General features: G+C 68.2%; 29 protein-coding genes. 27 read left to right on the top strand and 2 right to left on the bottom strand.

Going from position 1 to position 25,268, the window contains the following annotated elements; translation table 11 throughout:
• Nucleotides 1-41: 41 nt before the first annotated feature.
• From Afe05nite_RS40515 to Afe05nite_RS40505, 3 genes are all read left to right on the top strand, one after another.
• On the top strand, nucleotides 42-242 hold the full coding sequence (locus tag Afe05nite_RS40515) for a hypothetical protein (protein WP_203822657.1): 201 nt from the start codon (nucleotides 42-44) through the stop codon (nucleotides 240-242).
• Entirely contained in the window at nucleotides 232-435 is a 204-nt protein-coding gene (locus tag Afe05nite_RS40510; protein WP_203822656.1) for a hypothetical protein, read from the top strand. The genes Afe05nite_RS40515 and Afe05nite_RS40510 overlap by 11 nt, the downstream gene beginning before the upstream one ends.
• Before the next feature lie 328 nt (nucleotides 436-763).
• Nucleotides 764-1,192, top strand: a complete 429-nt coding sequence (locus tag Afe05nite_RS40505; RefSeq protein WP_203822655.1) for a hypothetical protein — start codon at nucleotides 764-766, stop codon at nucleotides 1,190-1,192.
• On the opposite strand, the gene Afe05nite_RS40500 is transcribed toward Afe05nite_RS40505, so the two are convergent.
• Nucleotides 1,189-1,422 (bottom strand): hypothetical protein, encoded by a 234-nt coding sequence (locus Afe05nite_RS40500; protein ID WP_203822654.1) that lies wholly within the window; start codon nucleotides 1,420-1,422, stop codon nucleotides 1,189-1,191. The genes Afe05nite_RS40505 and Afe05nite_RS40500 overlap by 4 nt on opposite strands.
• Nucleotides 1,423-1,613: 191 nt before the next feature.
• Here Afe05nite_RS40500 and Afe05nite_RS40495 point away from each other — a divergent pair, with 191 nt between their 5' ends.
• From Afe05nite_RS40495 to Afe05nite_RS40415, 17 genes are all read left to right on the top strand, one after another.
• The gene (locus Afe05nite_RS40495) at nucleotides 1,614-2,969 is read left to right on the top strand and encodes a hypothetical protein (RefSeq protein WP_203822653.1); all 1,356 of its coding nucleotides are present in this window, start codon (nucleotides 1,614-1,616) and stop codon (nucleotides 2,967-2,969) included.
• 15 nt (nucleotides 2,970-2,984) lie between these two features.
• Nucleotides 2,985-4,652 carry a hypothetical protein gene (locus Afe05nite_RS40490; RefSeq protein ID WP_203822652.1) on the top strand — a complete coding sequence of 556 codons (1,668 nt, stop codon included), beginning with the start codon at nucleotides 2,985-2,987 and terminating at the stop codon, nucleotides 4,650-4,652.
• Nucleotides 4,649-4,897 carry a hypothetical protein gene (locus tag Afe05nite_RS40485; protein WP_203822651.1) on the top strand — a complete coding sequence of 83 codons (249 nt, stop codon included), beginning with the start codon at nucleotides 4,649-4,651 and terminating at the stop codon, nucleotides 4,895-4,897. The genes Afe05nite_RS40490 and Afe05nite_RS40485 overlap by 4 nt, the downstream gene beginning before the upstream one ends.
• 16 nt (nucleotides 4,898-4,913) lie before the next feature.
• Nucleotides 4,914-5,939, top strand: coding sequence for a structural protein (locus tag Afe05nite_RS40480; protein ID WP_203822650.1), 1,026 nt, complete (start codon nucleotides 4,914-4,916; stop codon nucleotides 5,937-5,939).
• Between the two features lie 12 nt (nucleotides 5,940-5,951).
• On the top strand, nucleotides 5,952-6,128 hold the full coding sequence (locus Afe05nite_RS40475) for a hypothetical protein (RefSeq protein WP_203822649.1): 177 nt from the start codon (nucleotides 5,952-5,954) through the stop codon (nucleotides 6,126-6,128).
• A complete protein-coding gene (locus tag Afe05nite_RS40470) occupies nucleotides 6,125-7,768 on the top strand; it encodes a hypothetical protein (protein WP_203822648.1) in 1,644 nt (547 codons plus the stop codon). The genes Afe05nite_RS40475 and Afe05nite_RS40470 overlap by 4 nt, the downstream gene beginning before the upstream one ends.
• 1 nt (nucleotide 7,769) lies before the next feature.
• Nucleotides 7,770-8,123, top strand: coding sequence for a capsid cement protein (locus tag Afe05nite_RS40465; protein ID WP_203822647.1), 354 nt, complete (start codon nucleotides 7,770-7,772; stop codon nucleotides 8,121-8,123).
• 10 nt (nucleotides 8,124-8,133) lie between these two features.
• The gene (locus tag Afe05nite_RS40460; protein WP_203822646.1) at nucleotides 8,134-9,366 is read left to right on the top strand and encodes a phage major capsid protein; all 1,233 of its coding nucleotides are present in this window, start codon (nucleotides 8,134-8,136) and stop codon (nucleotides 9,364-9,366) included.
• Nucleotides 9,367-9,371: 5 nt separating this feature from the next.
• Entirely contained in the window at nucleotides 9,372-9,800 is a 429-nt protein-coding gene (locus Afe05nite_RS40455) for a hypothetical protein (protein WP_203822645.1), read from the top strand.
• 95 nt (nucleotides 9,801-9,895) lie between these two features.
• Nucleotides 9,896-10,246, top strand: a complete 351-nt coding sequence (locus Afe05nite_RS40450) for a hypothetical protein (protein ID WP_203822644.1) — start codon at nucleotides 9,896-9,898, stop codon at nucleotides 10,244-10,246.
• The gene (locus Afe05nite_RS40445; RefSeq protein ID WP_203822643.1) at nucleotides 10,243-10,644 is read left to right on the top strand and encodes a phage tail fiber protein; all 402 of its coding nucleotides are present in this window, start codon (nucleotides 10,243-10,245) and stop codon (nucleotides 10,642-10,644) included. The genes Afe05nite_RS40450 and Afe05nite_RS40445 overlap by 4 nt, the downstream gene beginning before the upstream one ends.
• Before the next feature lie 43 nt (nucleotides 10,645-10,687).
• Complete coding sequence (locus Afe05nite_RS40440; protein ID WP_203822642.1) at nucleotides 10,688-14,056, top strand: beta strand repeat-containing protein; 3,369 nt, start codon at nucleotides 10,688-10,690, stop codon at nucleotides 14,054-14,056.
• Between the two features lie 9 nt (nucleotides 14,057-14,065).
• Complete coding sequence (locus Afe05nite_RS40435) at nucleotides 14,066-14,806, top strand: hypothetical protein (protein WP_203822641.1); 741 nt, start codon at nucleotides 14,066-14,068, stop codon at nucleotides 14,804-14,806.
• A gap of 11 nt (nucleotides 14,807-14,817) precedes the next feature.
• Nucleotides 14,818-15,138 carry a hypothetical protein gene (locus tag Afe05nite_RS40430; protein ID WP_203822640.1) on the top strand — a complete coding sequence of 107 codons (321 nt, stop codon included), beginning with the start codon at nucleotides 14,818-14,820 and terminating at the stop codon, nucleotides 15,136-15,138.
• Nucleotides 15,139-15,166: 28 nt separating this feature from the next.
• The gene (locus tag Afe05nite_RS40425) at nucleotides 15,167-15,712 is read left to right on the top strand and encodes a hypothetical protein (RefSeq protein WP_203822639.1); all 546 of its coding nucleotides are present in this window, start codon (nucleotides 15,167-15,169) and stop codon (nucleotides 15,710-15,712) included.
• A complete protein-coding gene (locus Afe05nite_RS40420; RefSeq protein ID WP_203822638.1) occupies nucleotides 15,699-16,130 on the top strand; it encodes a hypothetical protein in 432 nt (143 codons plus the stop codon). Before Afe05nite_RS40425 ends, Afe05nite_RS40420 begins: the two co-directional genes overlap by 14 nt.
• Entirely contained in the window at nucleotides 16,130-16,573 is a 444-nt protein-coding gene (locus Afe05nite_RS40415; RefSeq protein WP_203822637.1) for a hypothetical protein, read from the top strand. Before Afe05nite_RS40420 ends, Afe05nite_RS40415 begins: the two co-directional genes overlap by 1 nt.
• 60 nt (nucleotides 16,574-16,633) lie before the next feature.
• Here the strand turns inward: Afe05nite_RS40415 and Afe05nite_RS40410 are convergent, their stop codons facing one another.
• Nucleotides 16,634-16,975: a hypothetical protein gene (locus Afe05nite_RS40410; RefSeq protein WP_203822636.1), complete on the bottom strand. Its 342-nt coding sequence runs from the start codon at nucleotides 16,973-16,975 to the stop codon at nucleotides 16,634-16,636.
• 93 nt (nucleotides 16,976-17,068) lie between these two features.
• Between Afe05nite_RS40410 and Afe05nite_RS40405 the strand changes: the two genes are divergently transcribed.
• From Afe05nite_RS40405 to Afe05nite_RS40375, 7 genes are read left to right on the top strand one after another with little or no spacing between them, the layout of a single operon-like run.
• Nucleotides 17,069-17,650, top strand: coding sequence for a phage tail tube protein (locus tag Afe05nite_RS40405; protein ID WP_498371349.1), 582 nt, complete (start codon nucleotides 17,069-17,071; stop codon nucleotides 17,648-17,650).
• Entirely contained in the window at nucleotides 17,643-18,254 is a 612-nt protein-coding gene (locus Afe05nite_RS40400) for a hypothetical protein (protein ID WP_203822634.1), read from the top strand. The genes Afe05nite_RS40405 and Afe05nite_RS40400 overlap by 8 nt, the downstream gene beginning before the upstream one ends.
• Before the next feature lie 17 nt (nucleotides 18,255-18,271).
• Nucleotides 18,272-18,433 carry a hypothetical protein gene (locus tag Afe05nite_RS40395; RefSeq protein WP_203822633.1) on the top strand — a complete coding sequence of 54 codons (162 nt, stop codon included), beginning with the start codon at nucleotides 18,272-18,274 and terminating at the stop codon, nucleotides 18,431-18,433.
• Between the two features lie 7 nt (nucleotides 18,434-18,440).
• Nucleotides 18,441-22,259, top strand: coding sequence for a phage tail tape measure protein (locus Afe05nite_RS40390; protein WP_203822632.1), 3,819 nt, complete (start codon nucleotides 18,441-18,443; stop codon nucleotides 22,257-22,259).
• Nucleotides 22,256-24,298: a hypothetical protein gene (locus Afe05nite_RS40385; RefSeq protein WP_203822631.1), complete on the top strand. Its 2,043-nt coding sequence runs from the start codon at nucleotides 22,256-22,258 to the stop codon at nucleotides 24,296-24,298. Before Afe05nite_RS40390 ends, Afe05nite_RS40385 begins: the two co-directional genes overlap by 4 nt.
• 9 nt (nucleotides 24,299-24,307) lie before the next feature.
• Nucleotides 24,308-24,733, top strand: coding sequence for a hypothetical protein (locus Afe05nite_RS40380; protein ID WP_203822630.1), 426 nt, complete (start codon nucleotides 24,308-24,310; stop codon nucleotides 24,731-24,733).
• A gap of 1 nt (nucleotide 24,734) precedes the next feature.
• Complete coding sequence (locus Afe05nite_RS40375; RefSeq protein WP_203822629.1) at nucleotides 24,735-25,268, top strand: hypothetical protein; 534 nt, start codon at nucleotides 24,735-24,737, stop codon at nucleotides 25,266-25,268.

The following is a 25,268-nucleotide window of genomic DNA, read 5'->3' as shown; positions in this document are numbered from 1 at the left end:
TTTTCGTGTACCCAGTTCCTCCCAGCACCATCGGAGGAACCATGACCGACGAACCGTTGCCGTTCCCCCTGAACTGGCTGAGCGAAGCCGCCCGCACCAGCAAGCCGCTGAGCGTCTGCCCCGACGGGCATCTGCTCGTCCGGGAACGCTCCTGCTGGGCGCCGCTCAAGTTCTCCGCCGACCTGCGTTCGCTGTACTGCCTGCCGGTCGAACATGAACGTGAGGCAGCCGATGGGCACTGACGCAACCGACGCCCTACGCCAGGCATTGCTCGAACTGAACGAGCAGGTCAAGCCAATGCACGAATGGCTCGCCGGTCAGCGCAGCTACTTCCTCGCCCAGGGATACACCGACGACGAAGCCCGCGCCATGTCGGCCGCCGAGTTCGTCACCATGTTCGGCACCCCGATCAACCGGCGGCCCGCCGACGGGTAAGCCTCCCGCCGCATAGGACACCAGAGGCATCTACGGTGCGTCACTGAATGGGCCCTTGGTGATCTCTGTTGCGGGGTCTACACCGGCCAGCATCAACAATCCGTGACGACTGGCGGTGATCGCGACCATGGCAACTACCCCCAGCCAGCCCGGCCATGACAAGCCCAAGTGCGGCGGCAAACGCCGAGCAGCGGAAAGCAACGGTGCCCCCTGCACCCGCCCCGCCGGTTGGGGCACGGACCACCCCGGCACTGGCAGGTGCAAGTTGCACGGTGGGGCCACGCCCAGCCACGTCGCCGCTGGCAAGAAGGCCCTAGCCCTAGCAGCGGTGAACACCTTCGGCCTACCCCGCGAGGTCGACCCCCGCGACGCGCTCCTTGAGGAGATCTACCGGACCGCCGGGGCCGTCGACTGGCTACACCAGCAGGTCGTGAAACTCGAGGCCGAGCAGGTCACCTGGGGCAAAGCGGAAGAGGTCGAGAAGCAGGCCGGTGAGTTCCCCGGCGTCGACACCACCCACAAAGCCTCGGTGAACGTGTGGGTGGAACTGTGGCAGAAGGAACGCAAGCACCTCGTCGACGTTTCCAAGGCGGCAATCGCGGCCGGGCTCGAGGAGCGCAAGGTGCGCCTAGCCGAACAGCAAGGCGCGATGCTCGCCGGCGTCATCAAGAACATCCTCGGCGATCTGGACCTGACCCAGGAGCAGCAGGCGAAGGTGGGCACTGTCGTGCCTCGCCACCTGCGAGCGGTGGCCTAACGGGCAGCCCTGACTGGAGCCAGCGGGCAGTCCTCATCACAGTCGACCTCTTCGCACATCGGGCAGCACATGTCCTGGGCTGCCGTAAGCCCTTCGACCTGTTGGGCGATCTGAATCAGCTCACCGCTGGCAGGTCCGTTGTCGAAAGCTAGGCCCCATCCGGCGAGTTGGCGAAGGGTTGCCGCCACCGTGTTGAGGATCAGAGTGCGTTGGCTTTCCATGTCGCTCATGCTTCCATCGGAGGCGCACGGTGACTATCGCGCCGTCCCCGTGGGAAGCAGCAGCCCGGCTGTTCGAGCCGACCCCGGAGTCCGTCTACCTCGCCGACCCGGTGGGTTGGTGCCGCCATCGGCTAGGTGAGCACCTGTGGAGCAAGCAACGTGCCATCGCCGAGTCCGTCCGTGACCACCGTCGGACTGCGGTGAAGTCGTGCCACAACGCCGGCAAGTCGTGGATCGCATCCCGTATCGCCGCGTGGTGGCTGGACGTTCACCCGCCCGGTGAGGCGATCGTCGTGTCGACGGCACCCACCTACAAACAGGTCCACGCGATCCTGTGGGAGGAGATCCGCGGGGCGGCGAAGAAAGCCGCCGGGCGCGGTGACCCGCTACCGGGCAGGGTGTTGCAGTCGGATGAGTGGAAACTCGACGACGGCACCCTGATCGGGTTCGGTCGCAAGCCCGCCGACACGGACGTGCACGGCTTCCAGGGCATCCACCGCCGCTACGTCCTGGTCGTCATCGACGAGGCGTGCGGTGTACCCGCTCAGTTGTGGACCGCTATCGAGGCGATCACCACGAACGCGGACTGCCGCATCCTGGCAATCGGGAACCCGGACGACCCTGCCACCGAGTTCGCGTCCGTTTGCAAGCCTGGCTCCGGGTGGAACATCATCCGGATCAACGGTTTGGAGACGCCGAACTTCACCCCCGAGCAGGTCGCCGCCCACCCAGAACTGGGTGAGCTGTTCACCAAGCTTGGGCTTGGCCCCACCACTGAGTTCGTACCGGACGCGTTGCGCCCGCTCATGCTCGACCCCGAGTGGGTTGCGGACAAGATCCGCCGCTGGGGTGTCGAATCACCGCGCTTCCTGTCAAAGGTGCTCGGCGACTTCCCCGACATCGGCGAGGACATCCTGTTCCCACCGAGCCTGATCACCGCCGCGCAGGAACGCACCCGTGAACCCGGCCCGCGATCGATCCTCGGCGTGGACGTGGCCCGGTTCGGTTCCGACCGCACCATCCTGGCATTGCGCCGCGGCCCGGTGATGAGGATCGTCGGCGACGGGCAGAAACAAGCCACCACCGCCACGACCGGACAGGTCGTCTCCGCCATCAGCGAGCACCTCGTCGATGAGGTACGCGTCGACGGTGTTGGCGTTGGTGGCGGCGTGGTCGACCAATTGGTGGAACTCGCCAGCCTCGGTGAGGCTTCCGTCGAGATCGTCGACATGCAGGCCGGCGGTGCAGCAACCGATTCGGAGCACTTCGCAAACGCCCGAGCCGAGTGGACGTGGGGTTTGAAGCAGCGCTTCGAGGACGGCGACGCTGACCTAGACCCTGACGACGACGACCTTGCAGCCCAGCTCGGTTCGCTGCGCTACCGGTTCAACTCGCGCGGCCAGGTGGTCATCGAGTCCAAGGAGGACATGCGCAAGCGTGGGCTCCCGTCCCCGGACCGGGCCGATGCCTTGGTGCTGACCTCCGCTGCGGAACCACCTGTTGAACAGCTCGTCGAAGACCCTGACCACGACGAATACGAGATCAGCGCCTACTGATCGCCGGGGGTGCTCGTGTCCCGCACCCGTCTCCGGCATGCCGTCAACGCGGTCTCGGTTGCTGAGGTGTCGCGGCTGCGGGAGCAGGTCCGCCAGCGTGACGACACCATCGACCTGATCCTGGCCGAGTCGTTCGCGGACCTCGAGCGGAACCTGTCGGACCCTGGCTGGATTCGCCTGTCGGCGCAGTTCGAGCAGGAGTTCACCGCAGAGGGCTTACGTCAGATCCGCGCGATCTGCCGGCTCTTCTCCATCAAGAACAGCCTGATCCGCCGGGCAATATCGTTGCGGACCGCGTACGTGTGGGGCAAGGGCGTGGAGATCACCGCCCGCTCCAACGGCAGGAAGCGGCGCGAGCAGGACGTTCAAGCCGTCGTCGAGGCGTTCCTCACCGACTCCGGTAACCAGCGGGCGTTCACCTCCGGCGCCGCCCGGGAGCGGCTCGAACGCTGCCTGGGCACCGACGGGGAGTTCTTCCCGGTGCTGTTCACCCGCCCCACCACTGGTGAGGTGCAGGTCCGCATTGTGATCGCCGACGAAATCACGGAGATCATCTGCAATCCGCAGGACCGATCCGAACCCTGGTACTACCGCAGGGTTTGGGTTCAGCGCACCCTCAACGCCGACGGGCAGACCGTCGACGAACAGGTGGAGCAGCTGCACCCGGACATCGACTACCGACCCAAAACCAAACCCCAATCGTTCGGCCGGATCAAGGTCGCCTGGAACGCGCCGATGATGCACATCAAAGTCGGCGACCTCGAAGGCTGGCAGCGTGGCGTGCCCGACGCGTACGCCGCCATCGACTGGGCGAAGGCGTACACCGTCTTCCTCGAGGACTGGGCGCGGCTGGTCAAGTCACTGTCCCGGTTCGCGTGGAAACTGACCGCAAAGGGCGCCGCGAAACAACGCACCGCACAAACACGACTGTCGGCCCCGGCGCCGCGCAGCGCCGACGGATCCCGCAACGACGTCGGCGCGACCGCGGTGCTGCCCACCGACCAGGCCATCGAGGCGATCCCGAAAACCGGCGCCACCATCGACTCCGAGTCGGGCCGGCCCATCGCCGCCATGGTCGCCGCCGCCATGGACGTGCCGATCACGATGCTGCTCACCGACCCGGGTGTCACCGGGGCCAGGGCAACAGCGGAAACCCTCGACAAACCAACCGAACTGGTCATGGGGCAGCGTCGCGGACTGTGGACCGGTGTGTACAAGCGGATCCTGCAGTTCGCCATCCTCGAGTCGGTGCGCGCCCCCGACGGCCTGCTCAAAGGCACGGTCGTCGTAGACGTGTACGGCCGCGAGTCGGTGAAGCTGAACACCGCCACCGACCCCACGATCGACATCAACTTCCCCGACCTGGACAACGACATGACCGCGGTCGTACAGGCCGTCGCCGCGGCTGCCGACACCGGTGTGCTGCCGCCGGAGCAGATCGCCCGACTGCTGCTGACCGCCCTCGGGGTGCGTGACGTCGACACGATCCTCGAGGCGATGCACGACGACGACGGCAACTTCGTGTGGCCGGACGGCCCGACCCTGCCGCCCTCCCCCGGGCCGCCGTCGATGCAACCCGACGACCAGCCGACCGTCACGGACCCGTCGGCGGGCCCCGATGACGCCCCGGTCGATCCCGAGGACGAACCCGCCGACCCGCGCGACGACAAGGAGCCGGCGTGAACGACCTGTGGCAGCACCTCGCCGACCGGGCCGGCATCACCCACCTGCACGACCACCTGCAACGACTGGAGAAGACCATGGCCAAGCAGTCCGAAGAGCTCGCCGACATCGCCCGCCGGGTGGACGCCCTGCGTGACGCGCAGAGCACCTCCGCCACCGGCTACGAGCCGCCGGTCGTGGAGCCGTCGCCGTTCCCGGAGGGCGCGGACGGCTCCATCGAGAACACCGAGCGCGGCTCGGTCTGAGCGTCGAGGGGGCGTCGTGGCGTTGACCCGGCGCTCCCTCACCCTGCTGCGCCGTCTGCGCCAGGACGTGGGCAGGGTCGCCGATGAGGCGGTCGCGTCGATCGAGCAGACATGGACGTCGGCGTGGCAGCAACTGGCCCCGGCGTGGCTGTCCGCCGCCGACGCCGCCCTCGCTGAGGCGGACCGCAACAGCCGGTGGCCGGCGCCGTGGCGTATCGCCCGACTCCCGCAGGTCGCCTCCGCTGTCCTACGGACCCGGCAGGGGTCCGGGCAGGCGTCCATCGCGTCAGCGCGGCACGTCACCCTCGCCACTACCGCGGCAATCGCCACCGTAGTGGCCGCCGAACCGCACATCGTCGCCGCCCAACTGCGCCGGGCCGCCGCTGAGGACTTCGCCCGCGGTATCCAGCGGGCACGCGTCGATGCTCTCACCGCCGACACCCGCAGACGGGTAACAGTGCTCACCCGGCCGCTCGGCGCGGACGTGGCCCGCAGCGTGGAGCAGGCGTTCGTCCGACGGCCCGCCGACCTCGACGCCGCCCGGGTCGTCGCCCGCATCCAGGTGGTGTTCCAGCAGGGACGACAACGGGCGGTCGCCGCCGCGCAAACCGAAACGCTGGACGCGGCCCGCGCCGCGTCCGCGTACGTCGGGCAGGTCAACGCCGACACTGTCGCCGGTTGGCAATGGCGTTCCGATCTGGGACCGCGAACGTGTCCGGCCTGCTGGTCGATGCACGGCACCCTGCACCCGCTGCGCGAGAACGGCCCGTCCGGGCACGTGTCGTGCCGCTGCACCCGGATGCTGCTCGCCCGCGACCCCGACGGTGGTGTCACCGCGCCGGACGGGCTGGCCCTGTTCCGGCGCATGTCCCGCCCCGACCAACTGACCGTCATGGGCCCTACCCGGCTGCAGCTGCTCGACGACGGCCACATCGGCTGGGCCGATCTCGCGGTGCGGCAGAACAACACCGGCTGGCGCCCCTCGTACGTCCCGCGCACCGTCGCCGACCTGCTCCGCCTTGCCGGACACCGGCAGACCTGAACAGGAGGGCCAATGGTCGAACCCACCGACCTCGCGAAGATTGCCTACCGCGCGTACGGCGAAAGTACCGACTTCAAGAACTTCCGCGGCGAGCCCATGCCCGCCTGGGACGAACTCGGCCCACGCATCCAGAACGCATGGGTTGCCGCTGCTTCCGCTATCACTGACGCCTCCAAGGAGGTGCCGTGACCAGGCCAATTCTGTACGCAGGCGCCAACCCCCTCGGCCTTGACCGCTCCGTCCGCGCCGAGGTGCGCAACGCGCTTCAGCGTTTCGGTCGCAAGGTCGCCGAGTCCACCGCAACCCTCGACCCGCCCGCGCAGCGGACCGCGGTTCGGGAAGCCAACGTCGGCACGGCCAGCACCGCCGGGCCGGGTCGCATGCAACTGCGCCTCATCAAGGCCGGCTGGTCACTCAACGGCAACATGTACCCGGCCGAGGTGCTCCGCAAGGCCGCCACCGACCGGGCCTGGGCCGCCGGTACCCGCTGCTACGTCGACCACGCCTCCGACGAGGAGGAACAGCAGCACCCATCCGGGTCGGTGAAGAACCTCGCCGCCGTCCTCACCGAGGACGCCCGCTGGGACGAAGCATCGCAGTCGCTGATCGCCGAAGCCCGCCTGTTCGAACCGTGGCGGGGCCCGCTCACCGAGATGGCCGACGCGAAAGCGATCGGCATGTCTATCCGCGCCTGGGTGACCGGGCAGCACGGTGAGGCGGGCGGCCGAGAAGGGTTCATCGTCGACTGGGTTGAAGGCCGCTCAGTGGACTTCGTGACCGTGCCCGCCGCCGGCGGTGAGGTCATGTCCGTCCTCGAAGCCGTCGGTGAGAAACCGGTCGTCGAGGCGGCGAACCTGGGTGCGTGGCTGGAGTCCCGGCTGCACCTGGCGCTGACCACGTACGCCGACGAGATGTACGGGGACGGCCGGCTCACCCGCCCGGAACGGATCGTCCTGTCGAACGCGATCGGTGACGGCCTGCAGGCATGGACGGCCCGGGTGGAGCAGGACGCCCCGCAGCTGTTCCAGCGCTCGAGATGGGAAGAGCCCCCCGACCCCGAGCCTGCCGCAACCGACGGCGCCGGGACGGAAGCAGCCGAGGCGACCCAACCGATCGAACCGGAAGCGGCATCCGCACAGCCGCCCACCACAGACGTGCCGGACGGCCCCCCGCCGCCCGCACCCGCACCACCCACCGATGAACAGGAGGAGCCCGTGTCGGGTTCTCAGACCGGCGCACCGCCGGTACAGGCGGGGACGGCAACGGCCCCCGGCAACGCGGCTCCCGTCGCCACCCCAGCAACGACCACTGAGTCCGCGACGTTCGACGCGTCGGCGTTCCAGCAGGCGATGACCGCGGCCATCGAGGCGGCCACCGGTCCCCTGTCGGCGCAGATCGCGCAGATGGCGGCCCGCGAGTCCGAGCGTGACACGCTGATGCGGGCCGCGCAGCACCGCCAGACCGCCACCGAAGCGGTCACCGCAGCCCTGGCCGCGGCCGAGCACGGCGACGTGCGTGAGTCCATTCGTGCTCGGGTGACCAGCCGGGTGACTGCGGCGGTCCCGGCCACCGCCGAGGGCGTCGTCGACACCACTGGTCTCGGTGAGCTCATCACCGCCACGATCGCCGACGAAGCCACTCACGTGCGCCGGGAGCGGGCCAACGCCCTCGCCGAAGCCGGCGTGGGAATGCCCTACGGCATGGGCGGCACGCCCGCGCAGGAGTCGGTCGAGGACGACGGTCTTGAGGACGAGCTGAACGGCCTGTTCAGCAACCTGGGTATGACCTCCGAGGCTGCCAAGATCGCTGCTGCGGGACGGGGGCGCTGACATGGCCAAGAACACCGTGATCATGTGGACGAAGAGCCGGGCGATGGCCTTCACCGACCCTGCCATCCCGCAGTCCGGCGACCCCGGCCGCACCGGCCAGATCCCCGCCGTGGCGCTGACCAACGAAGACAGCAACGGACTCGTCACCGGCGCCGAGGACGGCACCTTCAACCTGTCGGTGAAGGGCGTCGACGGCTCCGGCAACCAGGCCGTCGCCGACGGCGACATCCTCTACTACGTCGACGCCGACACCCCGAAGCTGTCGAAGAAGACCACCGGCGTGCGCTTCGGCTACGCCCGCGCCGCGGTTTCGTCCGGCGCCACCACCGTCATTCCCGTCGAAGTCGGCTACTGAGGAGATCACCTTGACTAGCGCACTCATGGACGCTGGCCTGAGCTCCCTCGGCCAGCTTGACACGTACACCGCCGGGCAGGAGACCGCCTCCACGGAGCGGATCCTCGGCACCGAGGGTGTGTCTCTGTCGCGGCGCACCCGCCGCGCGGCGACCCGCGAATACCGGCAGCGTCTCGGTCAACTGTCGCGCCTCTACAACGGGGTCATGGAGGGCGACCGGCGGGCCATGTTCGCCTTCCAGGAGGCGATGACCCGCGCGGACTTCTCCTACCTGTTCGGCGACATCATCGACCGGCAGCTGCTCGCCGCCTACCAGACCCAGCCGGTGCAGTGGCCCACCTACGCCAAGCGGGGCCGGGTCCGTGACTTCCGCACGGTGCGCCGGTACACCCTCGACGGCGGCGAGGGCGTCCTCGACCCGGTGAAGGAACTCGCCCCGTACCCGGTGCGGGCCGTCAGCGACAACTTCTTCGAGTACGCGGTCGGTAAGTACGGTGACCAGATCGCCGTGTCGTGGGAGACGATCGTCAACGACGACCTCGACGCGATGGCCACCCTCCCGACCCGCCTGGGTAACGCCGCCCGGCGCACCGAGGAGCGGTTCGCCGCGGCCCTGTTCTCCGGAGCGTCCGGCCCGAACTCGACGTTCTTCTCGAACGCCAACCGCAACGTCATCAACTCGACGGTGACCGGTGCCGGTGCCCCGACGAACCCGGCGCTGACCATCACCGGCCTGCAGTACGCGATGCAGACCCTCGGCCAGCAGAAGGACGCCGACGGCGGCCCCATCTACGTCGAGGGCATCACCCTGGTGGTTCCGCCGGCGTTGGAGGTGGCGGCGAACAACATCGTCAACGCCACCGAGATCCTCGCCGCGACGGGCGGCGGCAGCGGTACCGGCAACGACCAGTTGCGGGTGACGAACTGGATGCGCAACCGGGTGTCGGTGGTCGTCAACCCGTGGCTGCCGATCATCAACACCACGAACGGCAACTCGGCGTGGTACGTGTTCGCGAACCCGAACGTCGGCCGCCCGGCGATGGAGCTCGGTTTCCTCATCGGTCACGAGACGCCGGAGCTGTGGGTGAAGTCCCCCAACGCGACCCGGGTCGGTGGCGGTGCAGTGGCGCCGGAGGACGGCGACTTCGAGCACGACGCCGTGCAGTACAGGGTTCGTATGGTCCTCGGTGGAACGCTGATGGACCCGAAGTCCTCGATCGCCAGCACCGGCCTGGGGAGCTGACGTTGGTGCGTGAGCGCCCGTCGCTCGGCACCCCGTTCGGCACTGACGGGCCGTGGCTCGGGGCGATCCTCGACGTCCTGGCGGATCTGCATGACCTACTGGACGAGCGGCTGCCGCGGGCCGGGGAGGGGCGTCCGGTGAAGGTCAACGAACCCGCACCGGAGGTACCCGCGCAGGGGGCGGTGCCGGTTTCCGAACCGGCACCGGACCTGCCGACGCGTCCTGCGGAACCGGTGGCCGAACCGGCACCGGATGAGCCGGACGAGGACGTGCCCGCCGACCTGCCGGAACCTCCCCCGCGCGCCGGGAAGGGTTCCGGGCTCAACGCGTGGCGGGCGTTCGCCGACGCCACCGGGGTCGGCTACGAGCCGGACGCGGACCGCGGCGACATCATCGCCGCCTGCGTGGACGCCGGTGTGATCCCGGCCGAATAGCGGTAGGGGCCGGTCCCGGGGAACGGCCGGCCCCTCACCTTCCTCATCTTTCTTGCCGCTTCGGGCGGCCATGTCTTGCTGCCCGAGGAGGGCTGATGAGTAGTACCACTTTGATCGGTGACGGCAGGGAGCTGCGCATCTGCGATGCGTGCGGCGGCGTCGACGACCACCCGCGTCACGTGATCGACGGCCAGCAGCCTTCCGGGATCGCAATCCCGGAACTGCTGGTTGACGCGATCATCGACAGCTCCCCCCAGGGGGAACGCAGCCGCCTGCTGGCGGATCTGTACGACCGGACGACGTTGCAGCTGCACCGGGACTGCTGCCGTTCGCTGGGTTGCCCGAACGGTGACTGCGACGAACTCACCCAAGGCGCCGAGGAGCTTCGCGGCTCCGATCTCCTCGCCCACCTCGCCGGCCTGCAGGCGAAGGAGGCTCAGCGATGACTGTCGGCCTGGCCGCAACCTCATACGCGAACAAAGTTCTCGATCACATTCACCGGGCGCAGGCCTCGACCGCGCCGGCCGGTAACTACCTGGCGCTGCACACCGGTGACCCCGGTGCGGCCGGGACGTCGAACGCAGCGTCGGTGACCACCCGCGCGCAGGTGACCTTCGCCGCGGCGTCGGGCGGGTCGATCGCGTCGAACAACACGCCGACCTGGTCGAACTGGGCCGGCACCTCCCCGACGACGGTCACCCATTTCTCCAACTGGGATGCGTCGACGACGGGCACGTTCCTCAACAGCTTCGCGCTGACGTCCTCCAAGACGGTCCAGACCGGTGACAGCCTGACCAGTGCTTCTGGCGCCATCGTTGTCAGCCTCGCCCCGATCGCTGCCTGACTGAAGCCTCGTCGCTGCAACCCATCGTGGAGGCGGGGCGGCGGTGACGATCGCGTTCGTCGGCGGAACCGGTGTCTCGACAACCGCGGTCGCTGCCGGCACCACATCGGGCACGGTCGCCTACAACAACGTGGCCGCGGGCCGACGGGCCATCCTTACGTTGACCGCCAAGCCGTCCACCGCCACGATCGCGACGCCGTCCGGCGGCTGGCAGAAGATCGGCGAGGCGACGGGTGGCACCGGCACCAACGCGGCGGACACGGGCACCACAAAAGTTGCGGTCTACTGGCTCGACCTGACCGGCGGCGAGTCCGGCACCGTCGCTGTGTCGGCCACGTCGAGCAACTCGCTGGTCGGCTCGATGGACGTCTACTCGAAGACCCGCTCGTCCTGGGACACCCCGGTCTTCGTCACCGGCGCCGACACCACGCACGGCACCAACTACAGCGCGGTGTGCGGCGCCTGGTCGGCCGGGGGGATTTTCCCCGGCGACTGGGTGCACGTCTCCACCTCGGGCGACACCGACGACGGCGCCACCGCCACCAGCACGCCGACGATCACCCAAAGCGGCATGACGTTCGGTACGGTCACCGGCCGCAGCCAGGTCCGCAACAGCAGCGGCAACCAGGGCATGGTCTACACCTGGTCGGCTGCCGTCAGTTCCGCGACCACGCCGGGCACCTCGAACACCAACGCGCCGACGGTGGGGTTCACCTGGAGTGTGTCCAACTGCGGGGCGTCGATGGCCGTACGGCTACGCGAGTACGACCCGATCACCGCGCTGGTCGACACGTTCTCGACGGGCTCGGCGCCGAACAGCACCACCTGGCCGAACATCTCCGGGACGGTCACCGTCTCCGGCGGAACCATGCGCGTCGACGGCAACGCGGGCACCTACGGCGGGGCGTTCTCCGCACCGGTCTACCAGCTCAAGGGCAGCCGGCTCATCTTCCAGGTGCCCTCGCCGCAAAGTGGTGCAGGCTCGTACGGTGGCATCCGGGTCACGCCCGGCTTCGACTCGTTCCAGAACTTCCTCGGCTTCTACTTCAACCCGAGCACCTCCAAGACGTCGTTCGAGGCGCCCGCCGCCGGATCAGACGCCGGCCTCATCGAGATTCCCTACACGCCGGGCTCGGTCACCTGGCGGTGCATCGACTACACCGGCGCGAACATCCTGGAACAAACGTCCTCGGACGGCTCGACCTGGACGACCCAGCGGACCATCACCCCGGTCGCCTGGCATGACTACACGAACCTGATGGTCGTCGTCGAGGCCGGATCATCACCTACCGCCGGTGACGTCCTGCAGGTCGACAACTTCGGCAGCGCCACCACCACCCAGTCGGCCGCCGCGACCTTGGCTGTCACCGCCACCCTGACCTCGGCAGCAGTGGTCACCGACAGTGCTGCTGCGGCCATGTCGGTGACGGCAACCTTGACGGCCGCTGCCGTGATCATCGACCTTGCGGCTACCGCGCTGCCAGTGACCGCGACGTTGGCGGCGGGCGCGGACCGTGCCGCGCCCGTACAGGCGGCATTGTCGGCAACCGCGACCCTGACGGCCGCTGGCACCTCGGCACCCTCCGCGGGCGCGTCTCTCTCGGTGTCCGCATCGCTGGTGACAGATGCGACCCGCGCAGCTACGGCCGCGGCGTCTCTTCCTGTCACGGCAACCCTGACGGCCGACTCGAACCGAACCGCCGCTTCTTCCGCAACCCTCGCAGCGACGGCCTCCCCCACCGCAGGTGCAGGCCTGACAGCAGCTCCGGCGGCATCGCTGACGGCGACGGCCACGATGACGGCATCTGCCACCCGAACCGCATTCCCCGCAGCGGCCCTGCCGATCACCGCGGCGTTCACGGCGGACGGAACCAGGACGGCGACGCCGGCTGCGGCGCTACCGGTCACCGTCGGTCTGACCGCGGCGGTCTCGTCAGCGCAACTCGCCGCTGCGGCTTTGACCACAACGGCAACGGTCACTGCCGGCGGCACAGCATCCCGGTCCGCCTCCGCCTCCCTGGCGGTGACCGCCGGTCTGACCGCGGTGGCAGCCGGCACCCGTCCCGCCTCAGCTGCGTTGCCGATCGCGGCTGCTCTGATTGCGGACACAAGCGGAACCTGGACGTCTACCGCCACGCTGCCCGTCGCTGTCACCTTGACGGCTGCGGGCACTGTCACCAGCCTCTCAAGCGCCACAGCAGCGCTCGTCGTCACCGCAGCCCTCACCGCGGCGACGACGGCAATCCGTGCGGCTGCGGCATCCCTGCCGGTGACCGCCACCCTCGCCGCAGCCCCGGTCAGCGCACAGCTGACGACGGCAACGCTCGCCGTGACGACGACGCTGGCCGTTGCAGCCACCCGTACCGGGGGTGGCTCGGCGGCCTTGCCGGTGACCGCAGTCCTCACCGCCGCGGCCGTGACGAGCCAAGTCGCAGCCGCCATCTTGCCGACCCTCGTGACGTTGACCGCCGGGCTCGACCGGACAGCTCAGGCCGTTGCGGGACTCGCCGTCACCGCCACCTTGTCGGCAACCGGGGCGGTTGTCGGATCGGGCGCGAACGCCGAGCTACCGATCACCGCCGGTCTGGTAGCCGGTGCGACGTTGACCGGCGCGGCGGGGTCCACCCTGGCCATCGCCGCCGGTCTGGTGGCCGCAGCAACAGGGCAAAGGCCGGCGGGTTCGCTGCTGGCCATCACTTCTGGTCTCGCCGCAGACCCGGCTCGAGTTGCACCCGTCACCTCGGCGCTCGCCATCACCGCGACACTGCCCTCGGCTGCCGTCGTCAGCGGGTCCGGGGCGGGTGCTTCCCTGGCAGTCGTCGCGACACTCGCCGCCACGGGCATGGCGAACCGGTCTGCGGTGGCGGCACTCGCCGTCACCACGAGTCTGACCGCAGGGGTCGCCCTGGCGGCAGCCTTCACTGCCAACCTGCCCATCGTCGCGTCGATGACGGCGGTAGCAACAACCACCGACACGGCCACGGCGGCGCTGGCCGTCACCGTGACGTCGACGGCGACGAGCTCGAGGACCGCGGGCACCGGCTCCACGCTGACCATCACGGTGGGCTTGGTGGCGGGACCCACCACAACCGCCCGGCCGGCGGCCGTTCTCACCGCTACGGCCGCCCTGTCCGCAGGTGGCACGATCGCCTCCCAGGTGGCGGCGGCACTTGCCATCACCGTCGGCCTGCTCGCCGCAGCCACCTCGGCGCATGCGGCCGAGTTCAAGCCGGGCCGCCTCGCCGCCGATTCGGGCCGGCGGCCACGGCTGACCCCCGGCGCCGTCCGCGTGACATTCACACCCGCCTCGACGTCGCCCGCGCTCGTTGACGGCGGCAACCCCGCCACGTTCACGACAGGCTCGGCCCGGCCCGCGTTGACCGCTGGCGGAGCTCGAGGACCAAGCAACTAAGGGGGTGCCGTGCCCTCCGACCTCGGGGTAGGCGACAGCGAAACCGTCACACTCAACGTGGCGCCGGCCGACAACACCACCTCCGCCACGTTGACGGCGACCACCCCCGGTGGCACGTCGAGCTCCGTAACGGTCGCCGGTGGAGCCTTGGCCGAAATCCCCGGAAGCAACCCGGTCGAGTACACCCAGACGTGGACCTCAACCACCCCGGTCACGTTCACCCAGGCCGGACGGTGGGTCCTGCGTTGGGTGGTCACCGGCACCGGCGGTGGGGCCGAGGACTTCGAACGCTACGTCCTACCCGCCCGGACCGCGGGCGGGCCGACATGGTGGCCGGGCCGCACCCAGGTTGCCGCGTACGTGCCGTGGCTGACGGTCAGCCTGTCGAAACCTGGCGACCAGACCTACCAGGGCACGTTCTCCGACGACACCAGCCCCGACGGGGCCGTCGCCGACCGGCACATCGCCGACGCCGGCGCACTGGTGGCGCCTCTGGCCACAGTCATGCCGGCCGCCTTGTACGAGCTCGCCGGCACGGTCACCGCCCTGCACGCCGCCGCGTCCTTGGCCGCCGCCTACGCGCGCACCGACGAGGATGCCCGGCGAGCCGAAAACCTGCTGGCCCGTGCCGTGACCGCCTATCAGCGGCTCACCACGGCCGTTGACGACGCAGGTGTCGACGCGGACGCCGACGAACCGATCCTGATCGCCAACTATCCGGGCTGCGAGCCCGGGTATCTCTTCTTCTAGGGCAGGAGCGCATGGCCGACTACACCGCCGACTCGGCGAACAGCATCACCGGGGCGGCGCTGACCAAACGCACCGGGACGACATCCGGTGACACCGTCGCCGTGGGTTCCTACGCGGTGTGGGTCAACTCGGGTGCCAGCCCGCACACGGTGACCTTGACGAACAACAAGACCGATCAGGGTTTGACCATCAACCCGCGGGTCATCACGATCCCCGCCGGTGGGGCGTGGGGTGGCCGGATCGACCCGCTGGTCGGTGATTCGTCGGGCCGGGTCGCAGTGGCGATCAACGGCACCGCGAGCGAGGTCACTTTCTACCTGCTCAACGTCTGACGGCGTACCGACAACCTGAGGAGATTCGGTGACTGTGTACACCGCCCTGCACGGCATTTCCGCCCCCGGCACCAGCGTGTTCGGCTACCAGCGCGGGCACGAAGTACCCGAAGTCGTCGTCGCCAACTGGAACCTGATCGTCGGTGACGACGGCAGCGACGCCGACGTCACCGAAGGCCCCCTCGCCGACCTCACGCCTGCGACGGTGGTCGTCGTACGCCCCGATGACGGCGCGAACCGGGCCGCGTGGGAGGCGTACGCCGTCGCCGCCGGCATGACGGAGAAAGACGCCGCGCAGGCTCCGCTCGAGGAGCTCCAAGCCGAACGGGACGCCAAGGGTAAGCCTGTCGAACGGCCTGCCGACAACGCGAAGAAGGCCGACTGGGTGGCCTACGTGAAGAAGCTCGGCGCTGACAAGGCGTGGGCCGACGACGACACGACCACCCGCGCCGACCTGCAAGCGTGGACGCCGGACCATGTTGTCCCGGTCGCCGACCCTGCTGCTGCCCCTGCTGTCGGTGACCCGATCGCGGTGGCCGCGACCGCGGCGAACCAGGCCGATGGCCCGCGATAGCTTCGTGCAGTTCGAGCCGTTGTGGGAACAGCAGGTGCTCGGCCTTTCCGAACCGTTCCTCGAAGAGGCAGCGGCGATCGTCGAGGAAGGCCAGAAGCGGCGCATCCCGGTGTCCCGCGACGGCTCCCACGGCCGGGAACGGGGCTACGCCCGCGACCAGATCCACGTCGAGCGGGGCCGTGACGCTATAGGCCCGTACCGCGACATCGGTTCGGACGCCGAATCGCCCGACGGCTACCCGTACCCGCTGGGCCTCGAGACCGGAACCGTGCCCCACGACATCACCGCCAAGGGCGACTATCCGCTGCGTTCCAAGGACGGCCGGGTGTTCGGCAAGACCGTCCACCATCCGGGTACCAAACCTATGCCGTGGTGTGTGCCCGCCCTCGCCGACCTGGCCGGAAGGGTATTCCAGTAGTGGCGACGTACACCGATGCGCTCGGCGCCACCCGCGCCTGGATCAACTCCCGCACCGACACCCTGGTCGGCCCGAACAAGCCGCTGTGGCTGGGCGCCTACTTGAAGAAGGTGCAGGGCGGCACCCCGGCCTGCTACGCCTACCTCGAGGAAGGCTTCTCGGTCCGGACTGGGGACTCACCGGAGGACCCGGACTTGGTCGCGCAACTGTCCGCGCAGGTGTACGGAGGCAACGGCGCCACCCGGGAAGCGGTCACCGACGCGGCAGTTGCGCTCGCCGAGGAGATCTCCACCGGGCTGTGCGGCGTCCCCGCCCTGGTGGAGTTCGGCGACAAGCGGGCGTGGCTGTTCGTCGCCGACGACCTGGCCGGCCCGTCGTGGTTCCCGGACGGGGACCTGCCGCGCATGCTGCTGAACTTCACTGTCCGGGTCAGGCCAGCATGATCAGACGTGTGGTGCTGGTGGCCTGCGCAGTCCTGCTGATCCTGGTTGCGCTCGGTGTTCTCACCGACCTGCTAGCCGGGTGAGTCCGTCCAGGCCCTCATCGATGGCGTGGCGGCACCACTCCCACCCGTCGTGGCCGATCTCGCAGTAGCAGTACGGCTGGGCCAGATGCCACATCAAGGCCGGCGACCAGCCGAACTTCTCCCCCAGTGAACTCAAATCCGGTGCGCGCTCGTCGGCACGCTGCCGTTGCACCGCTCGCAGCTGGGTGGCCTGCCTGGCATAGCCGACCCGCTCACCCGTCTGGTTGGTGAACCTGCGGGACTCGTTGTACAAGTCCTGCTCCAACTGCCGCAGCTCGTCGTCGGAGTCCGGTACACGCAGGTCGCCCTCGTCGGTCACCTACCGATTCTCCCACCCCCCAACAGCCCCGCCCTGCACGAGCAGGAGCGGGTCTTCAGCGTGCCCACGAGGGCGAAACCTGAGGAGTGATCAATGCCCGGGATAACCGTTTTAAAGGACGGCCTCGCATTTGGAGCAGGTTTTCTTTTCAGCTCCGATCTCGGTGTCTCGGCACCCACCTGCACCGTCGTTGGTGGCGTGTACACCGACACGTGGCCGGTCGGCTGGAACCAGTGGGGTGTCACCAAGGAAGGCCACACCCTCAACGTCGACATCGACATGGACCAGGTCGAAGCGGCCGAGTACGTCGACGCCCTGCTGAACCTGGTGACCGGCCGGACCATCACCGTCGAGTTCGAGCCGATGCGGATCAACCTCACCAACTTCAAACGGATCTTCAACGGTGGCACGAAGAGCACCAGCGGATCCGGCTCCACTCTGCGCACCTCGTACACGCTGCCCCAGCCCGGTCAGGAAGTCCGCGCCCAGATCGGCTGGGAGTCGGTGGACGGGACCGAACGGTGGTGGGCGATGCAGGCCTTCCAGACCGGTTCGGTCGGTATCCAGCGGCAGAAGGGCGCCAACAACGCCACCCTGCCGGTGAAGTTCACGTTCGAGCCGGACGCGGCCGGTCAGCCTGTCTACTTCGACGGCGCGGGAACGACCCGTGGCTGACGTGGTCATGGCCGACTTTCCGGAGTACCCACCGCGACCCGCTGTGGACCGGCCGCTGCACGCCGTCGCCGCCGAACCGGTCCTGGACACCCATGCGGTGCAGGCCGCAGCGGAGGGTGTGGTGCTCGACGACGCCAACTCGGCGGAGTTCCTCGGGCGACGGTTCCGGCTGGCGGAGAAGATCGGCCTGATGCCGATGCTGGCGTTCGCGAACGCGTCGAAGAAGGGTCTGGACTCCGACGACATGGAGGGCTTGGCCGCCATGTACGCGCTGATCCGCGATGTCGTCGACCAGACCCGGCCACCGAAGCTCGACCCCGACACCGGCCGGCAGGTAGTCGACCCGGCGACTGGTGAACCCGTGTGGGACGGGCTGTCACAGTGGCAGCAGTTCGAGCAGCACGCCATCGATCAGCAAGCCGACGGCGAAGACCTCATGGGTTTCGTCGGCGACGCCATGGCGGTGGTCGCGGCCCGCCCCCGCAAGCGGCGAGAAATCTCCTCGGATGGCTCGCCGCGAACATCGCAGAGGTCGAGGGGCGCCTCATCCTCGCCGGAGTCGGCTCCGGATGGCTGGGTGAACGTGGCCGATCTGGGCCACTAGACGTCCTCCCGCCGCGGGTGGCGCTGAACGTCGTGTACGCGATGCTCGTCGAGGATTTGGACGCGAAGCAGCGCGAGAAGTTCGACTCCGACCTGCACGGCTGGGGCGAGCTCAACGAGCGCGGCGACGCCGCCCTTTGGCAGGCGATGGACAGCGTCGAGGACAGCCCTGGGGGGTGATCCCCCGATGGTGGCTTTGGCCAGCGCGTTCGTCCGTATCCGCCCGTCCACTGACAAGCGGGAGTTCCAGAAGACCGGCGGCGACGTCGGGAAGGCTGCCGGTGACGCCGCGGCGAAGGGGTTCAACGACCAGTTCACCAAAGGCACCGACGGCAGGATCCGCGACTCCAAGGGCCGTTTCGTCAAGGACGGGGAGGACGCGGGTAGGGGCGCAGGGGAGGGTTTCGGGGAGCAGTTCACCCGCGGCTCCGACGGCAGGCTGCGGGACTCTCGGGGCAAGTTTGTCAAGGACTCTGAGGCTGCGGGCCGGTCCGGTGGGTCAAAGGCTGGAGACGCGTTCTCGTTCGGGTTCGGTGACCGCACCAAGAAACTCGCCTCCCAGCTCGGCGCAAACCTGAAGTTGGCCGCCGGCGTATTCGTCCCCCTCGGTCTTGCGGGCGCGGTGGCGCAGATCGGGAAGATCGGCATCGCGTACGAGGACAACCTCAACATTTTCAAAACCGTCAGCAAGGCGACCGGTAAGCAGATGGATGAGGTCGCCGACAAGGCCCGCGCCCTCGGTGCGGATGTGACCCTGCCGGGCGTGTCGGCGGCCGGGGCCGCGGCGGCGATGACGGAACTGGCCAAGGCCGGTTTCACCGTGCAGGAGTCGATGGACGCTGCGCAGGGCACTCTGCAGCTTGCCCGGATCGCGAACATCAGCGAGGCCGACGCGGCGGAGATCGCAGCGAACGCGGTCAACGCGTTCGGCATTGAGGCGAAAGACACCGGCAAGGTCGTCGACCAGTTGGCGGCTGCCGCCAACTCTTCGTCGATCGAGGTTACCGAGGCGTCCGCTTCGTTCAAGCAGGCGGCAGCGGTGTTCTCGGGGTTGCAGGGTGCGGCGGTCGGTCCGCAGGAGGCGATCACCGAACTCAACACGGCGATCGCGATCCTGGGCAACAACGGCATCAAGGGCTCCGACGCCGGTACCTCGCTGAAGCAGGCGCTGCTTCAGCTGACCGGCCCGTCCGGTCCAGCCAAGGCGGCGATGATTTCGATCGCTCAGGCCGCGCAGGGCGCCAACATCACCTTGGATCAACAGAAGGCGATCCTGTACGGCAACGCCAATGCGCGCGAAAAGGCGATCAACGCCATCGACAAGATGAACCCGAAGCTTGCCAATTCGGGTGACATCGCCTACGACGCGGCCGGCAAGATGCGCCCCCTCAAGGACATCATCGACCTGGTCACGCGCGGCACGAAGGACATGACGCAAGAGGATCGCAACATGGCGATCACCAAGATTTTCGGTGCTGACGCCACCCGGTCAATCCTGGCCCTGATGAAGGGCGGCCTGCCCGTCTACGAGCAGCAGCGTCAGGCGATCCTGCAGCAGGGTGCGGCAGCGGATGTCGCGAAGGCGAAGAACGCCGGGCTCGGCGGCGCCATCGATAACGTGAAGTCCCAGTTCGAGAACGCGGCCATCGCCATCTACAACCAGGTCAAGGGTCCGTTGACGTCGGGGTTGAACGCGATCGCGGGGCAACTCCCGACGATCTTCGGGTACATCGGGACGTTCGCGAGTTTCATCCGCGACAACATCGGCACCATCCGCGACTGGGCACTGGCCATCGGGGCCGTCACGATCGCCCTGAAAATCAACTCGACGATGCTCGCGATCCAGGCCGCCGGCGGTGTCGTGAAGGCCATCCAGGGCATCGGGATCATCACCCGGATCACGCAGGGGTGGGCGGCGGCGCAGGCGCTGCTGAACGCCACCCTGATCGCCAACCCTATCGGTGTGGTGATCGTCGCCATCACGGCACTCATCGCCGGGCTGGTTCTGCTGTACCGGCACAACCAGGCGTTCCGCAACATCGTGCAAGCGGTGTGGGCTGCGATCAAGTCGGCGATCGCGGCGACCGTCAACTGGATCACCGGGACGGCGTGGCCGGCCATCGTCAGTGCCTGGAACGCGATCGCGGCGGCGGCGAAGTGGCTGTACCAGAACGTGATCCTGCCGGTCTGGAATGCAATCAAGGCGGTCATCGATTTCGTCGTCAAGGCGGTCACGCTCTACATCCAGGCGTTGATCACCGAGTGGAAGATCCTGTCGGGTGCCGCCATGTGGTTGTGGCACAACATCTTCCAGCCCGTGTTCGGTGCCATTCAGAAGATCGTCGAGATTTGGTGGCTCGCTGTCCGGGTGGCGTTCGCCGCGTTCGTGAAGATCGTGCAGGCCGTTCTCGGCCCGGTGATCACGTGGCTCGGCAACATGTTCTCGTCGGTGTTCGCCTGGATCCAGGCTCGGGTCGCTCAGTGGTGGCAGGGCATGAAAATCCTGTTCGACCTGTTCAAAGCGTATGTTCTCGGGCCCGTGGTCGGCGCGATCCAGACGACGCTCGGGTTCTTCCAGCGCATCTTCGCCGCGATCGGCGTGGTTGTCGCGAACTGGTGGAGCGCCCACGTCCGGCCCTACATCGAACTGTTCAAGATCGGGTGGGCGGAGCTGTCGGCGCGGATCTCCGGCGTGTGGAACAACGGCATCAAACCGATCTTCGCCGCGTTCATCTCGTTCGTGCGGGACAAGGTCGTTGGCGGGTTCAGCACCGCCGTGTCAGCCATCACCGGGTCGTGGGACAAGGTCAAGGAAGCCGCCCGTAAACCGGTCGCGTTCGTCGTCAACCAGGTCATCAACCCGTTCATCAACGGCCTCAACAAGGCGGCGTCGGTCGTCGGCGTCAAGGACCGCGTCGAACCGATCAAAGGGTTCGCAACCGGCGGCCAGATTCCCGGCAGGCCATCACTGTCGGACAACATGCTTGCCAGCATCACCGGGACTGGACGGCCGCTCGCTGTCGCCTCGGGTGAGTTCATCACCAACACCCGCAGCACCCTGGCGAACCTGCCGCTCGTCAAGGCGATCAACGCGAAGCGCGGCAAGGTGACCCGGGCGGATATCGACCCCTACCTCGACGGGAACGACGGCCCAGGCGTGGGTGATGGCATCGGCGACTCGTGGAACCGGATCGTCGGAGGGGCGAAGGGCGCGCTGTCGTTCGTCACCAACCCGGCCGCGGCTCTACGTAAGGCAGCCGAGGCGGTCATCGCTCGTGTGCCCGGCGCCGGGATGCTACGTGACACCGTGGTCGGCTCGGCCCGCCGAACCATCAACGGTGCGGTCGACTTCATCAAGGACAAGCTCAGCTTCGGCGGCGGCATCGGCGGCGAGGGGGTGTTCGGCGGCTGGCAGGGCATGCGCCAGCTGATCCACAACCGGTTCCCCGACCTGAACATGATCTCCGGTTTTCGGCAGGGTGCCACAACCTTGACCGGGAATCGGTCGTACCACGCGATCGGGCGGGCGGTCGACTACCCGCCGGTGCGCGCCCTGGCCGAGTGGATCCGCTCGACGTTCGGCTCGAAGACGAAGGAACTGATCACCCCCTGGCAGGACCTCAATCTGAACAACGGGCAGCCGCACACCTACACCGGCGCGGTATGGAACCAGCACAATTTCCCCGGCGGTAACGCCCACGTGCACTGGGCCGCGAAGCACGGCGGGCTGGTCAGCGCCATGTCCGGCATGCCGATCCGCTTGTTCGACCAAGGCGGTTTCTGGCCGTCGGGGACCCTCGGCGCGAACCTGTCCGGCCGCACCGAATACGTCAACCCCGACGGGGCCGGCGCCGCGGGGATCACGGTGATCGTTCAACCCGGCGCGTTCAACGGCGCGGTGATCGCCAACGAGAAGCAGGCGGAGGACATGGTGGTGAAAGGCTTCACCTCAGCTGTCCGCTCCCGGCGCATCACCGCCGCGTCCATTGGGGCCAGAGCGCGGTGAGCGTCCGCGGTTACCTGCTCGGTATCGACTGGTCGGGGGGCGGCAACTACACGGGCACCCTCGAGGACGTGTCGTCATACGTCGACCGGGGCGACATCACCTTCGGGTGGGGTCGGTCGGTCGACAACCCGACCAGTCTCGCGGCGCCGAGCACCGAGATGGCGTTCACCTTACGCAACCGGGACCGTGCGTGGGACCGCTGGTTCAGCCCGGAGAACACGTCCTCGCCTATCAGCGGGCTGATCACGTTCGGGAAGGGTGTGCAGCTCACCCGCACAGTCACCGGTCAGCAGACCACCCGGTACAGCGAAACGTGGGCGACCGGTACCGCCGGGTGGACCGCGGCCGGGGGCGGCACGATCAGCAGGGTCGCCACCCCGACCGAGGACGGCGACGGTTCGCTGCAGTACGTTCCGCCCGGCGCGGTCGCCTCCGTCGCTGCGGTCGGTGGTACCCGCACCCCTATCTGGGCGCTACCCGAGGGCAGCATCACCGCCTCGTTCCGGGTCCGCTCGTCGGCGGGCTGGGCCACGATCGTGCCCGCCGTCGACTGGTACACCGCGGCCGGCGCGTTCATCTCCACGGCGAGCGGGGCAGCGTTGCCCGCCACCGCGACGGTGTGGACAACCGTGCAGGCCACGTTCACCCCACCCGGCACGGCCGCGTACGCGACACCCCGGCTGACAATCACGGGGACACCACCGAACACGAACACGTTCAACGTCGACAACGTCCTGCTGCTGCATGTTGCAGCGGATGCGGGCAAAACGTATCTGCTACGGCAGGACGCCCTCGACGACTACGAAGTCGATTCTCTGTCACCGGCGCGGACGTTCAGCGGGAAATCCCAGGACGCGTGGGGACGCACCGACGCGCCGGCACTGTCCACCCCCGTGTACACGGGTGTGCGCACCGGGGACGCGATCGGCCTGATCCTCGACGCGATCGGCTGGCCCGCCGACAAGCGGGCCCTCGACCCGGGCGCCACCTATATCCGCTACTGGTGGGAAGAAGGCACCGACCCGGCTGCGGCGATCGACAAACTGGTCAACTCGGAAGGCCCGCCGGCGATCGCCTACGTCGAAGCTGGGATCTTCGTGTTCAGGGACCGGCACCACCGGGTCCGTTCGGCCGCCTCCAACACTTCCCAAGGGCTGATCACGCACACGTGGCCGGCCGGTGCGCAGGGCCCCGACTACAAGGTGAAAAAGGACTCGTTCCTCTACAACCACGGTGTGAAAGACATCGTCAACACGGTGTCGTTCACGGTGGACATCCGCAACCCGGACGCCGCCCAGGAAGTGTGGGTCACCGAAGACCCGATCGCCATGACCGTCGGCGAAACCCGGATCTTCACCGCCCAACCGTCCGACCCGGTGATCCAGGCGGTCGCACCCAACGACGTCGACGGGTCGCTGCAGGTTTCCTCGGGCACCTTCACCACGACGATCAGCCGTGACTCCGGGCAGACGATCACCATTTTCCTGACCGCGGTGACCGGCGGGACGGTCAGTCGGATGGCGCTCAACGCCGTCCCCCTGCCGGTTACCCGCACCGTGCAGATCACCGCCGGCGACCCGGCCAGCCAGGGAAAGGCCCGCAAGGCGTGGCCGGCCGACGCGCCGTGGTGCACCCCGTACGACGCGCAGGCGATCGCCAACCGGATCGTCGCGGTGTACAGCATCGAACGGCCGAGGGTGACGTTCACGTTGACCAACTTCAACGACCGCTACCTGTCGAAAATCCTTTCGCTGCGGATCTCCGACCGGATCACGGTGAAGAACGACGTACTCGGCGTCAACCGGGACTTCTACGTGGAACGTCTCGAGCACCGCATCGCCCGGCTGCAGGTGCATGAGGTCACCGTAACCGCCGTGGCCACCGAACCCGTTCAGGCCGCCAACGCGTTCACGTTCAACGTTGCCGGGCGCGGATTCAACGACGGGGCGTTCGCCGTCGACGGCATCGACAACGCCGCAACCATGTTCGTTTTCGACCAGGCCGGCCAGGGCTTCGACCAAGGCCTTCTCGCCAACTGAGGAGATGAGATGACAGATCTGCTTGTCTCCGGGGCGATCCAGGCCAGGCATAACTGGAACCGGTGGGTCGTCGACTGTGGGAACTGCCCGAGCGCGCTGACCGTGCCACCGGGCACGCCTCACACGCAGTGCTGGGATTGCGGGTTCCTGATCGGCCCGATCGTCTGGCCGCGCGACCCCGACGGGATCGTGGCGATCCTGTCGTATCGGCCCGACCCGAACACCCGCAACTGGGATCCCGGCGAAACGATGGAAGACCTCCTCGCGCAGAACGCCGAGGCGGGCGACATCCCCGCCGAATGGTTGGAACTCAAGAACACCCACGGTCAGTTGGTGGTCATGGACGTCGTCGACGGGTTCATGACGGGCGGTGTGCTCATGGAACGTCGTGCCCTACTTGCCGGCGACCGGCCTCAGCATGTGATCGGAGCCTGAGGTGGCGTACACGACCGCCCTCACCGCTGTGGCGAACGCCAGCTTGACGGCGGCGCAGTGGAACGCCTCGGTCCGCGACAACCTCGCCGAGACCGCTCCGGCGAAAGCAACCACGGCTGGTTCCTTCTTTGTCGCTACTGCCGCGAACACGATCGCCGAGCGCATCCCGAAAGCCCACACGGTCGGCACGACCCAGAACACGACGCTGACGTCGTACACGAACCTGGCCACCGTGGGCCCGACGGTCACGGTCACCTCGGGCGCGAACGCGCTGATCATGTGGGGTGCGCAGCTGTACTCCGGGACCACCGGTCAAAGCATCTACATGTCGTACGCCATTTCCGGTGCGACATCGGTGGCGGCGACGGACGCGTCGGCGGTGGTGTCGACGAACACGCTGAACTATCCAATCCAGATGTCGCGGGTGGTGTTGCAGAGCACCACCGCCGGATCGAACGTGATCACCTGCCAGTACCGGGTTGACGGCGGCACCGGTAACTACGGGCAGCGCAACCTCAACGTCGTCCCGTTCTAG

This window comes from Paractinoplanes ferrugineus (assembly GCF_016862195.1).
GTDB classification, from domain to species: domain Bacteria; phylum Actinomycetota; class Actinomycetes; order Mycobacteriales; family Micromonosporaceae; genus Actinoplanes; species Actinoplanes ferrugineus.
The sequence above is the reverse complement of the archived record's forward strand: the minus strand, read 5'-3'. Positions and strand labels throughout refer to the sequence as shown.

Excerpts from the sequence above, each read along its gene's own strand:
- Afe05nite_RS40510 (WP_203822656.1), top strand. The coding sequence starts at position 232 with ATGGGCACTGACGCAACCGACGCCCTACGCCAGGCATTGCTCGAACTG.
- Afe05nite_RS40475 (WP_203822649.1), top strand. The coding sequence starts at position 5,952 with ATGGTCGAACCCACCGACCTCGCGAAGATTGCCTACCGCGCGTACGGC.
- Afe05nite_RS40405 (WP_498371349.1), top strand. The coding sequence starts at position 17,069 with ATGCCCGGGATAACCGTTTTAAAGGACGGCCTCGCATTTGGAGCAGGT.
- Afe05nite_RS40380 (WP_203822630.1), top strand. The coding sequence starts at position 24,308 with ATGACAGATCTGCTTGTCTCCGGGGCGATCCAGGCCAGGCATAACTGG.
- Afe05nite_RS40445 (WP_203822643.1), top strand. The coding sequence starts at position 10,243 with ATGACTGTCGGCCTGGCCGCAACCTCATACGCGAACAAAGTTCTCGAT.
- Afe05nite_RS40420 (WP_203822638.1), top strand. The coding sequence starts at position 15,699 with ATGGCCCGCGATAGCTTCGTGCAGTTCGAGCCGTTGTGGGAACAGCAG.
- Afe05nite_RS40390 (WP_203822632.1), top strand. The coding sequence starts at position 18,441 with ATGGTGGCTTTGGCCAGCGCGTTCGTCCGTATCCGCCCGTCCACTGAC.
- Afe05nite_RS40500 (WP_203822654.1), bottom strand. The coding sequence starts at position 1,422 with ATGAGCGACATGGAAAGCCAACGCACTCTGATCCTCAACACGGTGGCG.
- Afe05nite_RS40430 (WP_203822640.1), top strand. The coding sequence starts at position 14,818 with ATGGCCGACTACACCGCCGACTCGGCGAACAGCATCACCGGGGCGGCG.
- Afe05nite_RS40515 (WP_203822657.1), top strand. The coding sequence starts at position 42 with ATGACCGACGAACCGTTGCCGTTCCCCCTGAACTGGCTGAGCGAAGCC.
- Afe05nite_RS40450 (WP_203822644.1), top strand. The coding sequence starts at position 9,896 with ATGAGTAGTACCACTTTGATCGGTGACGGCAGGGAGCTGCGCATCTGC.
- Afe05nite_RS40465 (WP_203822647.1), top strand. The coding sequence starts at position 7,770 with ATGGCCAAGAACACCGTGATCATGTGGACGAAGAGCCGGGCGATGGCC.